Here is a 15,543-nt window from a genome sequence, read left to right on the forward strand (position 1 = left end):
TTGCACGTTTGAAAAAAAACCAATGCGGTTAGTACCATTGTTGATTGCTTTTTTTGTTTTCGCTTTCGCGAAAGCGCAGACCTACGAGATAGGTGTGTGGGCTGGAGGCTCAAATGTAATTGGAGATGTTGGGAGTACCAGATATGTGAATCCGTCGGGAATTGCTGTAGGTGGCGTTGCAAAATGGAACCGCAGTAACCGTCATAGTTTTAGAGGATCTTTGATCTATACAAAGCTCAACGGTGATGATGCTAAAAGCGATGATGTTTCTAGAGAATTGAGAGGTTTGGAGTATGAGTACAATATGCTAGAAGCATCACTAGGGATTGAATATACGTTCTGGGAATGGGAGTTATATTCAGGTAAGAGACATATTACTCCATATATGTATACAGGAATCACCGCATTTAGTTACGGTCAGGAAGCGCTGAATACAAATGGACAATTGGAGCAGTACGATCGTGATATAGAGTTGGCATTGCCCTTTATATTAGGAGTCAAATCAAACATAACAGAGCACCTCATTTTAGGGGTTGAAATAGGAGCAAGGTTTACCTTTACAGACAATCTGGACGGCAGTTATCCTAATGGCTCGATGGAAGATAGAACAGACCTGCGTTTTGGGAATATTAATAATGATGATTGGTATGTTTTTAGTGGCGTCACATTGACCTACTCTTTTGGACGTCAACCTTGTTATTGTAATTTTTAGGAATGGAAGAAATTTTACTTGATCAAACTAAGTTACCCAAGCACATTGCTGTCATTATGGACGGTAATGGCCGTTGGGCAAAAAAACAAGGTTTGATGAGAGTTCGTGGCCATGAAAAAGGTACAAAAGCAGTAAGTCAGACCGTAAAGACCTGTGCTAAGCTAGGAATCAAATATTTGACACTCTATGCATTTAGTACAGAAAATTGGAAGAGACCAAAACTAGAAGTCGATACTCTAATGAGGATTTTAGTTTCCAGCCTACGCAAAGAACTTCCAACCCTTAAGGAAAACGGAATTTCCCTTAAAGCCGTAGGATCGCTACACCAGTTACCCGAAAAAGCTCAAAGAGAATTAGCTGAGGTTGTTGAACTAACAAAAGACAATGACCAGATGAACCTTATCCTGGCTTTGAGCTATGGATCAAGGGAAGAATTAACAAATGCTGTTAAACTAATAGCAAAGGATGTCGTCAGAGGTGACCTAGAAGTTGAACAAATAGAAGAGTCTACCATTGACAATTACCTATTTACTAAAGATATGCCTGACGTGGATTTATTAATACGTACCAGCGGCGAGCATAGAATCAGCAACTTTTTGTTATGGCAAATTGCCTATGCAGAACTTTATTTTACAGACACGCTGTGGCCGGATTTTCGTAAGAATGACTTAATGATGGCATTAAAAAATTATCAAGATCGCGAAAGGCGATTCGGTAAAACGAGTGAACAATTATAACAACATGACAAAACAGTTAGCACCTAAGCTACTTTTAGTAATATTACTTCTCACCAGTGCCATTTCCTTTGCTCAAAGACCAGGCGACATTCCTATAGGTGATTCCACAGAATACATTTTGGGAGATATTACTGTTACAGGAACTAAAAGCTATAACGAGAATACCGTTATCGCATTTACCGGGTTACGTAAAGGTGACCAGATATATGTTCCCGGCGAGCGGTTGAGTCAAGTGGTCAAAAAGCTTTGGGAGCTTAAGCTGTTTAGCGATATAAGAGTTTACGCCGTAGGTATTAAAGGTGATCCCAACGATGACCAGATAGATACCATCAATCTAGAATTCAATATCATCGAGGTGCCAACCTTGAATACGATAGAAATCGATGGTTTAAAAAAGGGACAAACAAAAGACCTTTTGAAAGAGCTAAATCTATCCAAAGGAGCTAAGGCCAACGAAAATCTAGTAACAACAACACGTAACTTTATTGAGAAGAAGTATCAGGATAAAGGATTTCTTTATGCAGATGCACTTGTACGCATTAGAGAAGTAGAAGATACGTTAGGTAACAATCTCGTTGATATGAAAATCGAGATTGATAAAAACGAAAAGGTCAAGATCGCAAGCATCGACTTTGAAGGCAATACGCAACTATCTGATAAGAAGTTGAGAAAAGCTATGAAAAACACGAAGCAGAAAAACTTCTTCCGTGTTTTGAAGAGATCTAAGTACGTTGATGATGAATATCAAGAAGACCTGAAAAATATCGTTGATACCTACAAAGAGAATGGATTTAGAGATGCACGAGTTGTCAGTGATACGTTGTCTAAAATCAACGACAAAAACATCGCTTTAGACATCAAAGTAGAAGAAGGTAATAGATATTACTTTGGAGACATCAAGTTTATCGGTAACACGGTATATTCTGATGCCTACTTGCAGCGCATCCTTAGAGTCGAAAAAGGCGATGTTTACAATGGTATCGCATTTGACAATCAAATTTCTGACCCAACAGATCCAGATGCAAATACGTTAGAAAATGAATACCAAAATAATGGTTACTTATTCTCTCGTATCAATGCTGTAGAAACTAAGGTTGAGAACGACACGATCGATTTTGAAATTCGTATTATCGAGGACAACGTCGCTTATTTCAATAATATTAGTGTCAAAGGAAACACACGCACAAATGATCATGTAATCTACCGTAGTATACAATCTAATCCTGGCGATAAGTATTCAAAAGCAGCGATTATCAACTCCATTCGTGAATTGGGTCAATTAGGTTTTTTCAATGCAGAAACTATCAATCCACGTATTCTAAATCCGTCCCAGCAAGATGGAACGGTAGATGTTCAATACGAACTTGAAGAAGCTGGAGCCAGCCAGATAGAACTACAAGGTGGTTATGGTGGTGGTGGATTTGTGGGAACCCTAGGTTTAAGGTTCAACAACTTCTCATTGCGTAATATTTTCAATAAAGATGCCTACCAACCGGTACCTCAAGGTGATGGTCAGACATTAGCTTTAAGAGCTCAAGCAAGTACTATTTTCAGAACGTATTCATTGAACTTTACAGAGCCTTGGTTGGGTGGTAGAAAACCAGTTTCCTTCAATGTGTCCTTTTCTCACAGTGAACAGTTTAGGGTAAACGCTCAGAACTTTAGAGAAGTTGATAGAGATCAGCGATTTTTGATTACAGGAGCTACGGTAGGTCTTGCCAAACGATTGGAATGGCCAGATCCTTACTTCCAGTTTTCACAGGCGATTTCCTTCCAGCATTATAACCTGAAGAATTACCAGACAAATCTGTTTAACTTCCCTAATGGATTCTCTAACAACCTAGCCTATACTTTAGGTGTAACAAGAGATAATGTAGGTGTCAACCCAATATTCCCTACGTACGGTTCTCGTTTTGCACTGACTGCAAAAATGACACTACCGTATTCTTTATGGAATGGTACGGATTATGACAATCTAGAAAACGATCCTAACTTTCAGACGAACGGTGCTCCAGATCTTGCTAAAATTGACCAAGAGCGTTTCCGCTTCCTGGAATATTATAAGATCAAATTTGAGGGAACATGGTACACGCAAATCTATGATAAGTTGATCATGCAGACTAAGTCAGAATTTGGATATCTAGGTGCGTACGATAACAGCCGTGGACTTGTACCATTTGAGCGTTTCTTTGTAGGTGGTGATGGATTAGGTGCTTTCTCACTGGATGGACGTGACATCATCAGGATGCGTGGTTACGACAATAGTGCCTTGACAACTAGTGCAGATGGTGATACGGTTTACAACAAATTCTCGTTAGAGATGCGCTATCCTATAACGCTAGAGCAGGCTGCATCCATTTATGTTCTTACTTTTGCAGAGGCTGCTGGTTCCTACGATACTTTTAGGAGTTATAATCCGTTTGATGTAGAGCGATCTGCAGGTGCAGGTCTTAGGGTATTTATGCCAGCCTTTGGATTGCTGGGTATTGACTTCGGTTATGGATTTGATCCAGCACCTATTTCAAACAGCACAGAGCCTAGTGGTTGGAACGTTCACTTTATAATCGGGCAACAATTTTAAAATGGCACGGTTATTTCTTTAAATAATAAAGTCATGAGAATCAAGATTTATCTTTTAGTGTCAATGATGGTGATGTGTTTCGCTTTCGCGAAAGCGCAACGAGGCATCAGAGTTGGTTACGTCGATATGGAGTACATTCTAGAAAGTGTTCCTGAGTATCAAAAAGCCTCAGAGCAACTAGAGCAACGCATGCAAGGATGGAAGACTGAGATTGAAAAGATGGAGTCTGAAATAGGGCAGATGGAAACATCCTTGAAAAACGAACGAGTACTACTTACAAAAGAACTAATTGAAGAGCGTGAAGAAGAGATCACGATTAAACGCGACGCTCTTAACGAGTACCAACAAAAGAGATTTGGTGCCAAAGGTGATTTCATCATTCAAAAGCAACAGTTGATTCAACCAGTACAGGATCAGGTTTTCAATGAGATGCAAAAGATTGGAGAGCAAAAAAAGTATGATATGATCCTAGAGCGATCAGAAACTACAATGCTCTACAGTGATGACCGTCATGACTTAAGCGACGATGTTCTCAAGGCTATAGGCCGTACGGGCAAAAGAGAGGATCGTGAAGAGAGAAATCAGGCCAGAAACGCTCCAGCAGAAGCTGCAGCAGATGAGCCTTATATGTCAGTACAAGAAGCAGATGATAGACAGGAAAAAGTTGCAGCAAAAGAAGCTATAGTAGATGAAAGAGAAGCTGCCAGAGCAGAAAAGTACAGACTTAGAGACAGTATAAAAGAAGCTAAAGCTAGAGAATACAAAGAACGCAGGGACGCCATCATTAAAGAGCGTCAACGTAGAAAAGATAGTGTATTAGCAGCGCGCAAAGCAGCTAGAGAAAACAAGGGAAATAACAACCCACCAGGCGGCGAATAAAGTGCTGAAACACATTATATTTGCAGCCCTTTACAATTAATAAAATAACAAAGTTGATAATGAAACAAGTAAGAAATTTAATAGCTATTGCCGCATTTGTAGTAGCAGGTACATTTACCGCCACTGCACAGACATCTGCATCAAAAGTATGTCACATCGCGTCACAGGAATTGGTTGAGATCATGCCTAAGGCAAAAGCTGCAGAAAAGCAATTGAGAAACCTAGCCAAAACTTATGAGGCAGAGTTGGTAAATATGGATAAAAACTTGCAAACCAAATCTCAAGAAGCTCAAGCTAAAGCAAAGTCTCGTTCTGATGAAGAGAATCAACGCATCCTTGAGCAAATTCAAGCAGATCGTAAGACGATAGAAGAATTTTATACAAATTCTCAAAAGTCTCTTTCTCAAAAAAGAACTGACCTTTTAAAGCCAGTTTATGAAGAGGCAAGACAGGCAATCTTTAAAGTAGCTAGAGCAAAAGGATTTGATTATGTTCTTGATTCTACTACAGGAACTGGAGTAATCATGGCAGATGGTTATGATTTGATGCCAGATGTAAAATCTGCATTGGGAATCCAATAAGAATAAGAAATTTAGTAAAGAACCGTCTCTACCTTGTAGAGGCGGTTTTATTTTTGGTGTAAATTGAGGTTTTAAACACGTTTCTTATTTTGAGTAAGGCACCCATAGGTTTTTTTGATAGTGGCGTTGGCGGGACTTCCGTTTGGAAAGAGGTGGTTCAACTGTTGCCTCATGAAAATACCATTTACCTAGCGGACTCTAGAAATGCACCCTACGGGATCAAGTCAACACAAGAAATCATCGAATTAAGCATCAAGAATACAGAGTACTTACTTCAACAAGGCTGTAAGTTGATTGCGGTTCCCTGCAATACAGCCACTACAAATGCCATTGATTACTTACGAGCAAATTATAAGGTTCCATTTATAGGAATCGAACCGGCTATAAAACCAGCGGCTTTAAATTCTGACACTAAGAAAATCGGTATTCTCGCTACGAAAGGAACCTTGTCCAGTCAGTTATTTAAAACTACTCAAGAGAAATTCACTCGGGACATTGATACCGTTGAGGTTACTGGAACTGGCATCGTTGAACTGATAGAATCTGGCAAAAAGGACAGCGATGAAATGACCCAATTGCTGGTTGAGATAATCAATCCATTATTATCATCTGGTATTGATTATCTCGTGCTAGGTTGTAGCCACTATCCATATATCAAGGAAAATTTGCAAGAGTTGCTACCTAACAATGTCAAGATCATAGATTCTGGAGTAGCCGTGGCACGTCAGACATTAGCTATTTTGCAGGACAGCAAACTTCTCAATACTAGTAAGGAAATAGGTCAACACCAACTATATTCAAACGCAAATCCTACTGTTCTACAGGAACTCATCGGCAATATGAAAAATGCAACGGTTGAGTCACTGAACTTTTAATGAATAGGGTCAAAGTGTTGAAAAGTCAGCCCTTTCTATTTAGTGCTTCGCGTCCCTAAATTGTATTTTTAAAGCCCATTAAATCAGACTCCATTGGCAGCCAAAAGTAAGAAGGTGACACCTCTCATGCAGCAATACAACAAGATCAAGGTGAAATATCCTGACGCTTTGTTGCTCTTCCGTGTGGGTGATTTTTATGAGACCTTCGGCGAGGATGCTGTGAAGACGGCACGCATTCTCAACATCGTTCTGACTAATAGAAATAACGGTGGCGAGCGCACAGAGCTGGCGGGTTTCCCGCATCATTCGCTCAATACGTATTTGCCTAAATTGGTTCGTGCCGGCGAGCGTGTTGCCATTTGCGACCAGTTGGAAGATCCCAAGGCCACTAAATCCATCGTCAAGCGTGGCGTTACCGAATTGATCACACCAGGTGTGTCGCTCAATGATGAAGTGCTACAGGCAGGAAGCAACAATTTTCTTGCCTCTATATCGCTTTCGCGAAATGTCTATGCCGTAGCATTTCTGGACATATCAACTGGTGAGTTTTTGATAAGCCAGGGAACAAGAGAAGAAGCAGACAAACTCTTGCAGAATTTCAACCCTAGCGAAGTCTTGGTTTCACGTAGTGATAAGAAACAATTGGCTCAAGACTTTCCATATGATTTACCATTTTTCTTTTTAGAGGATTGGGTGTTTCAAATAGACTATGCGAGAGAAAGTTTATTGAAGCATTTCAAGGTAAATTCTTTAAAAGGATATGGAGTTGAAAAGCTGGATCAGGCTTTAATATCGGCTGGAGCGATTTTACACTACCTCGCAGAAACTCAGCACAACCAGATTGACCACATCGCTACCATTTCCAGAATTGAGGACGATAGTTTTGTCTGGATGGACCGCTTCACGGTACGCAATTTAGAGCTGTATCAGGCGCTTAGCACTGGTGCGGTAACCTTGATTGATGTTATTGATCAAACAACCACATCAATGGGCGCTAGACTGCTCAAAAGGTGGATGGCTTTCCCACTTAAAAATGCAGATCAAATCAAAAAGCGCCATGATGTGGTGGCATACTTCAAAGAAAACCTTCAAGTTCGAGAGGCAATTAAGTTGGAGCTTAAAAGCATGAATGATTTGGAACGCTTAGTTTCCAAAGTGGCTGTCGGTAAAATATGTCCACGAGAGGTAATTCAGTTGAAGAACAGTCTACAGGCCATTGCACCCATCAAGAATCTAGCGATGGAAGCACCAGACAGTTCCCTACAGACTTTAGGCGAAAGCCTCAATAACTGTACGCATCTCATTGAGATGATCCAGGAAAGGCTGGACGAAGATGCTCCGGTAAATATCTTAAAGGGTAAAACCATCGCCTTTGGTTACAATGAAGAACTGGACGATTTGCGTGGTCTGGCGACTTCAGGGAAAGATTATCTGGATAAGATGTTAGATAGACATTCTAAGGAAACTGGCATTTCCAGTTTAAAGATCTCCAGCAACAATGTGTTTGGTTATTACATTGAGGTACGTAATTCCCATAAGGATAAAGTTCCGGAAACCTGGACTCGTAAACAAACCTTAGTAAATGCAGAACGCTACATAACAGAAGAACTTAAGGAATACGAAGGGAAAATTTTAGGTGCAGAAGAGCGTATTAATGCGTTGCAACAAGAGCTATATGAAAAGGTGGTTCAAGAAATCATTCCGTTTATAAAAGCGATTCAAAATAACGCTCATCTCATTGGGCAATTAGATTGCCTGTTATCATTTGCTGATCATGCAGTTACTTCTAATTACACACGGCCAGAACTCCTAGAGACCGATGAACTTATTATTAAGGGTGGCCGCCATCCTGTAATTGAAAAAATGTTGCCTGTAGACCAACCATACATTCCTAATGATGTTCAATTGGATCGTGAAGAGCAACAAATCATCATGATAACAGGTCCTAATATGAGTGGTAAAAGTGCAATCTTGAGACAGACTGCATTGATAGTCCTACTAGCTCAAATAGGAAGTTTTGTACCTGCGGATGAGGTAAAAATGGGAATTGTAGATAAGATCTTTACAAGAGTTGGTGCTAGCGATAATATTTCCCAAGGTGAGTCCACTTTTATGACAGAGATGAATGAAAGTGCCAGCATTTTGAATAATGTTAGTGACCGTAGTTTAATCCTTCTCGATGAAATAGGTCGTGGTACGAGCACCTACGATGGAATATCCATTGCATGGGCAATTACAGAGTATTTGCATGAGCATCCTTTCAAGGCCAAAACTCTTTTTGCTACACACTATCATGAACTCAATGAAATGACAGAGCAATTCCTTCGAATTAAAAACTTCAATGTAGAGGTAAAGGAGCTTAAGGACAAGGTTCTATTCATGAGAAAGCTTATACCAGGAGGAAGTCATCATAGTTTTGGGATACACGTGGCAAAAATGGCAGGAATGCCACAGCAGGTAATTCATAAAGCAAAGAAGATGTTGAAAACACTGGAAAAGTCTCACCAGCGTGAAGATTCCAAAGCTGCCATGAAGGCCGTTCAAGATGAGGAAATGCAATTAAGCTTTTTCAATCTGGACGATCCATTACTGGAAGAAGTACGCAACGAGATTATACAAGTCGACATCAACACATTAACTCCAGTAGAAGCTCTGATGAAATTAAACGAGATAAAACGTATGCTTATAGGTAAGGATAAAGCTACTGGATAATTTTCCATGAAATCCTTTGCAGAATACGGAAAGTTATTAAATTTGCATCCGCTTTGAAACTTAGTTTTGGGCGTTTGTTCTTCAATATCAGAAACAAAAAATGCGAAAGTAGCTCAGCGGTAGAGCATCACCTTGCCAAGGTGGAGGTCGCGGGTTCAATCCCCGTCTTTCGCTCTAGAAAAAGCCGATTATTAGTCGGCTTTTTTGATCATACCAATGATGTGTCGCTGACACAATCGCTCGAGTGGTGGAATTGGTAGACACGTTGGACTTAAAATCCAATGAGCAGTAATGTTCGTACGGGTTCAAGTCCCGTCTCGAGTACTTTAAAACCTCATAATCATTTGATTATGAGGTTTTTTTATTTTTATTACTGACAGATTTACTGACTTAAACTTATTTACAGTGAATCGAAACGAGCACATTCTTTTATCGGTTTAAGAGCAGATTATATTTTAAAGCGCAAAAACCTTGATTGCCTCGAAACCATACTTTTTTCTCATTTATTTACTCAAAAAAGCTAGATCCATACAGTGTCATGTCGAAACATCTTATTGTTATGTAGATGATAGACAGAAAGGTTTAGGGTTAGATGAACCAAAACCTTAAAGGAAAAGAGGGTCGTGAATGACTGCCAAAATTTTACATTTTCTGCAGCTAAAGGTTAAAATATTAGAGAGTTTCATTTATTTACACCTATCTGGGACCATGCTAAAAACACAATCAACTGTAGTACAACATTTTAAAAAGAGTGATAAGTGGTTTTATGTCAAGCAGAAGTGGTCTGGCGCTCTTTAAGATAGTCAAAATATCAGGAATATCTATTCAAATTTCATCTCAAATATAAGATAGTGTTCTATCCCAAATTCCTTTCCCAAATTTTCAATATTATCACCGCTTGATTCGACAGCGCAATAGTACTTAGCACCATCATTTTCATAAGGTAATATATAGGCAAGCAAATAAAATGTTTCGTTATAATTGATGTCGATTGAGCCTGCTTCAGCAACATTTCGAAGACTATAATCATTCGTTTTAATGGCCTCAAATTCTCGTGTTGTTGAGAATTGTGGATACTTAAAAGTCATTCTAAGCTTATTGTCGTTGGTGAGTTTAGATATTACCTTCATATTGAAAATCGTATCATTTATTTTCTGAAATTGATCAACTGGTATTTTCTTGCTATTTGTTATCGTCCCTTCAGATTTTATTTCTCCATTCCAGATCTCTTTCACGCTCAAATGGAAACCCTTGTCTACTAATTCTTTTCCAATAAAGCTCAACTTCATGTACTCAATTCCTTCAATTTGAAGGATGTCTCTTATTTCTGAATTGTCTGATCCGTAATCAGAAATCATTTTTATTTCACTCGCTTCTTTCTCTTGTGAGAATGAGAAACTGGATGTCAGGATTAACCCGATGATTAGAATCTTTTTCATATTTAAAGTTGATTTGTAAACAAACCTAACTAAAATATTCAATCGTTTATTGTTTCGCTTCTGAAACAGAACTAGTCTTATGTCAAGCATAACTCATTTGTATGAGTTGCTAGTACGTATCAACTATCCCTTATCAGATACTGTTTGGGGCTAGCTCAAGCGCAAGCCTATCTTCTAATTCTTTACCACGCAGGTCTGTTGCTATTACTATACCTTTAGGGTTAATCAAAAATGAAGATGGAACTGACCTTACATTATACAATGCAGCCATTTTGCTGTAGCTGCCTTTTTCTGCAATTACATTGCTTTTCCAATATATAGAATCAACTTCACTTGCCTTTTTCCAAGCTTTCGCATTATCGTCAATTGAGAAGCTGTAAATTATAAACCCCTTGTCTTTATAATTATCATATACTTTTACATAATTGGGGTTTTCTTCGCGGCAAGGCACACACCAAGATGCCCAGAAGTCTAGCAAAATATAATTGCCTTCCAATTCAGAGAGCTTTATATGCTCTCCCTTAAAATTCATACCACTAATATCCTTATATCTTTTTCCTATTCCAATGGATTCATTTTGAATGTAAGTTTCCACAACTTGACCATATTTACTACTCTGATATTCTTTTGGAAACTTATTGAAAAGCAGTTTAAGAGAATCCTTTTGAATGTCGTTTCGCAAAAAATATAATTCCTTAATCGTATAAATCGAGGGTGGTTCCGTCTCGATACTTTTCATTCTTATTTTAAAAGTATTTTTATCGATCAGTTTTATTTGATCCCATAATCTGGCATCCTCTGATTCGGTCAATGTTTGGGAAGCCACCATTTGCATATAAGTTTTAATTAGGCTATCCCTCTTCTTTCTAAAAGCTTTTTGTTTATCTCGATATTTCACATAAACCTTGTTAAGTGGTGTTCCCACTATAATAGGGTTGCTAAAATCCTCTGAACTTCCTTGTATATCAATAACACCACTTTCAACCCAAAAAATTAGATTCTTATTGTCAATAGTCTGAATCCTAGCACTGAATGGTTCAGTAGCATTTCCTTTAAATCTCAATTTGTTATTGTGAATTTTAACTGAATCGATAAACTTTTCATCATCAATATGTAGAAGTTTGAATTCGGTATCATCATCAAATCCGCTCATATCTAAATTGACTATAAATTCAGAAGTCGCTGATTCGCTTTCATTACAAGAGATATTTGTTACATAAATAGCGATTAGAAATAATAAGATTTTTTTCATAGAGATTCAATTTTCAAAACGTCTGCTTAATAAGTGTTGAGCGCTCGTGTCAAATATACCAGTATAATGATGTGGCTAGATACTAAAACAGTTCTAGCCTTATGTCAAGAAGAAGTAGTTACAGTCGCTTTATAATAAAGATTTAAAAGGTAATTATTGCTTTAAGCTTCAATTTTCAAATATTATTGGTATTGTAATAAACCAACAATAATGAAGAAAAACATTTTTATCCTGCTAGTTGCTTTTGCTATTCTGCTATCCTCTTGCAAAGAAGGTTCTCAAAAAATAGAACAAGAGAATGTCCTACCTGTTCTTTCAGAGGTCAATGTACTTGATCTACAGAAATCCATAGACTCGGTTATTGTAAGAAAGAGCATGGCCCCACTAACCAATATAGAAAATATTGAGGGCTTCTCGACTCCAGAAAATATTGATTCATTTAGAATACTTAAGACTAGACTGGTTTACATCAATACTGATGAGAATGTTGAGGCTTATATACTTTCAGGCTTCAAGGGCGAAAAGCAGATTCTGATTATTGACACGGATATAGATATGGATTTTACCGATGAATCAGTCAGAGAGTTTGATGGTTCGTTCGGAAAACAGGTTAAAAACAATTATGAGTTGACAAAAAGACTACCAATAGACAGCATCAAGATTGGTGATAAAACTACCTATTTTCAAGCCTACCCCTATTTTGGATATTTTGATCAAATTAAGGATTCTATTGAGGAAAGGTATAAAGTCGTTATCAACTACAATGAGAAATACTCCAGTTCATTTTCCAACGACGATAAGAACTACACCATACATATAAATCATAAAGCCATGTTTGGAACTACTTTTAGAATATACGGTGGGGAAGGTGGAAGTGAAAACTTTACTGAAATGCCTTACAAATTAAAGGATACTGTACTTATAGAGAACTTGGATTTTTCTATTGACAGCGTTGACTTTAAAAAAGAGATGTTATACATTTCGCATACAAACCTCTCTAGTAAAAAGACTTTGAATGGAGCTCGTGTTGGCGGTTACATAAAGAGCAGATTCGATTTGATAGGAAAGAATCCGGGAACTTCTATTGAAGATCTTACCGAAGAAAACGAATACTTGCTGATTGGTTTTTGGGGAACCTGGTGTGCGCCCTGCATCGAGCTACTTCCAGATATTAAAGAAGTAAACACAAAGTATTCAGATCTAAATGTACTTAGCGTAGCCTGCGAGCAAGATATTGAAAAAGTAAAGTCTCATATCAGCGAGTATGGGATGGATTGGAACAATGCGTTCATAGATACCAAGCCAAAGAGCAAATCCAACAGTCCTATACTAAATGAGCTAAAAATAGATGGTTATCCAACCTTTATCCTAACAGACAGTAAAGGAAAAATCCTTTCTAGAGGGATTGGCAAGTCCGCTCTTGATAAAATAGATAATCTTTTAAGTCAGGATTAATCGTATACAAAATGATCTAAGCCACATAGCATAAAGTGCTTTCATTTGTTAGAAATTTTCACGAATCAATTACCAGTGGCCTGTCCCGCTGTCTCCTTTAAAGGGGCCAGTTAAATCAGGTGTGATCCAGCCTGCATAAAACTTGCCTGGTTGGGCTTTTACCGGCGATTCACCCACTAAACATTCCAGATGTTGTGGGTAGAATGCTAAGTAGTCTTTTAAGACTTTAAATTCTTGAAATGGATTTGCGTAGGACCATGCAACAAGTTGATTCTTATTCTCTTTCAATGTCCAATAAGTAGCTAGACCCTTCCACTCGCAAAATGAGCTTTTCCCCGGTATTTGTTCCAGCAGATCCATATTAATATCCTCTTGTGGGATGTAATACGTAGGCGGGTTTGCTGTTTCTAAGACTGCTAGCGCATTCTGACTATCTACAATTGTGTTGGCTAGGTATTTAACAAGAGCCCTTTCCTTCACCTCTTCTATCACTGGCGGACGCGGAAAATCCCAAACAGAACGCTGACCTTCTTTTGGCTCAATGGCAAAAGGTGGTCTTGAATTACCTCTATTGTTCCAACCGTCTCGAGCTTTTTGTAATCTATCTTCCTTATTATTCATAGTGATTTGATCTAGTGTTTCCTTTTTGAATTGTCATAAATCTCTCTTTATTAATATAGTTGACAGTCTCAGTAGTTTACAGATTGTAGAAGAGTTCGCTTTCGCGAAAGCGAAATACATCAAGATCTACTTTAACTACTTTATAGATTATCAATTTTATTAAATTATGAATATCCGAATTGAAACGATTTGTTCATTCAATTGGGGACAACAAAAAAATCCCTCAAGCCGCTGAGTATACTCTGTACAGCGTAAGAGGCCAGAATCAACCCCATGACTTTACTTATGACGGTAATTCCGTAAGAACCTATCTTCTTTTGAACTGTTGTCGCAGCGACCAATAATAAACTTGTTAATGCCACAACAATCTAAACAAGCACTGTCGTGATGGCCTGTTGTTCGACGCTATAGAGGTTGTTATTAGTCATAAGAACTACCGCCATGATCGCTCCTGGTGAGGCGATGGAAGGTATGGCAATCGGGAAAATGGAAACATGTTTGTAATCTGTGATCTTGTTTTTTTCGCTCTCTGGTTTTCCTTCCCCAAAAATCATGGTCAATGCAAAAAGAAATAGAATAACACCGCCAGAAATTTGAAATGCATTTAACGATACTTCCATTCCTTCCAGAATGAGTTGGCCCACAACGATGAAAAACAGAAGAATTAGAAACGCTATAGATGAAGCGCGCAATGCGATTTTACGCTTATGCCTTTTGTCAAAGTTTTTAGTGGCTTCCAGATAAACGGGAACAGATCCCAGCGGATCAATAACTGCAATCAAAAATAAAATTGTAGTAAATATCTCAGTCATTTTATTGAATGCGTTTGCCTTGGGTAGTAAAAGATAGACCTTGTTGCCTGTTCGTAGAATTCATGATTCCTTCAAACATAGGTTCTGGAGTCGGACTAGGCGTTTGCCATTCAAAAAGGAAATTGGAGCCTGTACCACCTGTGACATCTTCTTCATCTATGATAATTTCCAACGTTTCCATAGGTGCTAGATAAATGGGCTTGTCAAAGTAATTTCTAATCAAATCGCCGTGCGTACCATAATATTTGGCACTTGTCAAGAAAACAGTATCTGTATCGCTGGTATTGCGCAAGCTTGCGGTTGCTGTCAAGTTGATCCTTCTATGTTCAGAAAGGTTGTAGATCTGTGAATACATGGATAAATAGGTTTTACCAGTTTCCAAGGAGTCCGCTACATTTAGTTCTACAGTTCTTTTGGACCAATTTTCTGGATTTATGGAGCTTTGGTTCTCTATTTTTTCCTCGCACCCTATTAGGGCCATACAGATGATCAATAAAAACGGTGAGTATTTTAATATTTTGAGATTCTTAATCAAGTCCATTTCCAATTGTATTTGAAGTGATAAATATACCGATTTGGCGTTCATAGAATGGGCACTTGACCTAATACGTCACTAGGATTTAGCTTTTATTATACGAAGTAGACTTTTGCCCGATTTACTTTTTAAGTAGAACATATAGAACGTTCTATAAAACTAGATTCTGATATGTATGGAATCTCAACTCAATACAACCGATTTTGATTTGTCCCTTAAAAACATATATCCATCTTAACATACAACATCTAGCGCAAGTGCTATGGTATCTTTGTATTACAGGTTACGTATATTGAGAATGAAGTCAAAAACTTTCATCAGTAGAATTTGAATTGTTTGACTTCCCATCAAC

At 38.2% G+C, this 15,543-nt stretch carries 12 protein-coding genes, 2 tRNA genes and 1 pseudogene; 10 read left to right on the forward strand and 5 right to left on the reverse strand.

The window, feature by feature from the left end; genetic code table 11:
* The first annotated feature begins 22 nt into the window (after positions 1–22).
* From BLO34_RS12355 to BLO34_RS12395, 9 genes are all read left to right on the forward strand, one after another.
* Positions 23–712 carry a DUF6089 family protein gene (locus tag BLO34_RS12355; RefSeq protein WP_090755723.1) on the forward strand — a complete coding sequence of 230 codons (690 nt, stop codon included), beginning with the start codon at positions 23–25 and terminating at the stop codon, positions 710–712.
* 2 nt (positions 713–714) lie between these two features.
* On the forward strand, positions 715–1,449 hold the full coding sequence (locus BLO34_RS12360; RefSeq protein ID WP_090755724.1) for an isoprenyl transferase: 735 nt from the start codon (positions 715–717) through the stop codon (positions 1,447–1,449).
* A 4-nt stretch (positions 1,450–1,453) separates the two neighbouring features.
* Positions 1,454–4,030 (forward strand): outer membrane protein assembly factor BamA, encoded by a 2,577-nt coding sequence (bamA, locus tag BLO34_RS12365; RefSeq protein WP_090756666.1) that lies wholly within the window; start codon positions 1,454–1,456, stop codon positions 4,028–4,030.
* Between the two features lie 33 nt (positions 4,031–4,063).
* On the forward strand, positions 4,064–4,909 hold the full coding sequence (locus BLO34_RS12370) for an OmpH family outer membrane protein (RefSeq protein WP_090755726.1): 846 nt from the start codon (positions 4,064–4,066) through the stop codon (positions 4,907–4,909).
* A 59-nt stretch (positions 4,910–4,968) separates the two neighbouring features.
* Positions 4,969–5,490 (forward strand): OmpH family outer membrane protein, encoded by a 522-nt coding sequence (locus BLO34_RS12375; RefSeq protein WP_090755728.1) that lies wholly within the window; start codon positions 4,969–4,971, stop codon positions 5,488–5,490.
* 86 nt (positions 5,491–5,576) lie between these two features.
* A complete protein-coding gene (gene murI, locus BLO34_RS12380; protein ID WP_090755730.1) occupies positions 5,577–6,365 on the forward strand; it encodes a glutamate racemase in 789 nt (262 codons plus the stop codon).
* A gap of 93 nt (positions 6,366–6,458) precedes the next feature.
* Positions 6,459–9,077, forward strand: a complete 2,619-nt coding sequence (mutS, locus tag BLO34_RS12385) for a DNA mismatch repair protein MutS (RefSeq protein ID WP_090755731.1) — start codon at positions 6,459–6,461, stop codon at positions 9,075–9,077.
* 102 nt (positions 9,078–9,179) lie between these two features.
* Positions 9,180–9,251 (forward strand) — tRNA-Gly (locus tag BLO34_RS12390).
* A 64-nt stretch (positions 9,252–9,315) separates the two neighbouring features.
* Positions 9,316–9,401, forward strand: a tRNA-Leu gene (locus tag BLO34_RS12395).
* A gap of 497 nt (positions 9,402–9,898) precedes the next feature.
* Here BLO34_RS12395 and BLO34_RS12400 read toward each other — a convergent pair.
* Entirely contained in the window at positions 9,899–10,516 is a 618-nt protein-coding gene (locus BLO34_RS12400) for a hypothetical protein (RefSeq protein ID WP_090755733.1), read from the reverse strand.
* Between the two features lie 133 nt (positions 10,517–10,649).
* Complete coding sequence (locus BLO34_RS12405; RefSeq protein ID WP_090755735.1) at positions 10,650–11,768, reverse strand: TlpA disulfide reductase family protein; 1,119 nt, start codon at positions 11,766–11,768, stop codon at positions 10,650–10,652.
* 210 nt (positions 11,769–11,978) lie between these two features.
* On the opposite strand from BLO34_RS12405, the gene BLO34_RS12410 reads away from it, so the two are divergent.
* On the forward strand, positions 11,979–13,223 hold the full coding sequence (locus BLO34_RS12410) for a TlpA family protein disulfide reductase (RefSeq protein WP_090755736.1): 1,245 nt from the start codon (positions 11,979–11,981) through the stop codon (positions 13,221–13,223).
* Between the two features lie 69 nt (positions 13,224–13,292).
* Here BLO34_RS12410 and BLO34_RS12415 read toward each other — a convergent pair whose 3' ends face one another.
* From BLO34_RS12415 to BLO34_RS12425, 3 genes and pseudogenes are all read right to left on the reverse strand, one after another.
* Positions 13,293–13,844: a DUF427 domain-containing protein gene (locus BLO34_RS12415; protein ID WP_090755738.1), complete on the reverse strand. Its 552-nt coding sequence runs from the start codon at positions 13,842–13,844 to the stop codon at positions 13,293–13,295.
* Between the two features lie 197 nt (positions 13,845–14,041).
* A pseudogene (locus BLO34_RS12420) lies at positions 14,042–14,656 on the reverse strand (MarC family protein).
* Between the two features lies 1 nt (position 14,657).
* Positions 14,658–15,197 carry a DUF3124 domain-containing protein gene (locus tag BLO34_RS12425; protein ID WP_090755740.1) on the reverse strand — a complete coding sequence of 180 codons (540 nt, stop codon included), beginning with the start codon at positions 15,195–15,197 and terminating at the stop codon, positions 14,658–14,660.
* Positions 15,198–15,543 lie beyond the last annotated feature (346 nt).

The sequence above is a fragment of the Nonlabens sp. Hel1_33_55 genome (assembly GCF_900101765.1).
Lineage (GTDB): Bacteria > Bacteroidota > Bacteroidia > Flavobacteriales > Flavobacteriaceae > Nonlabens.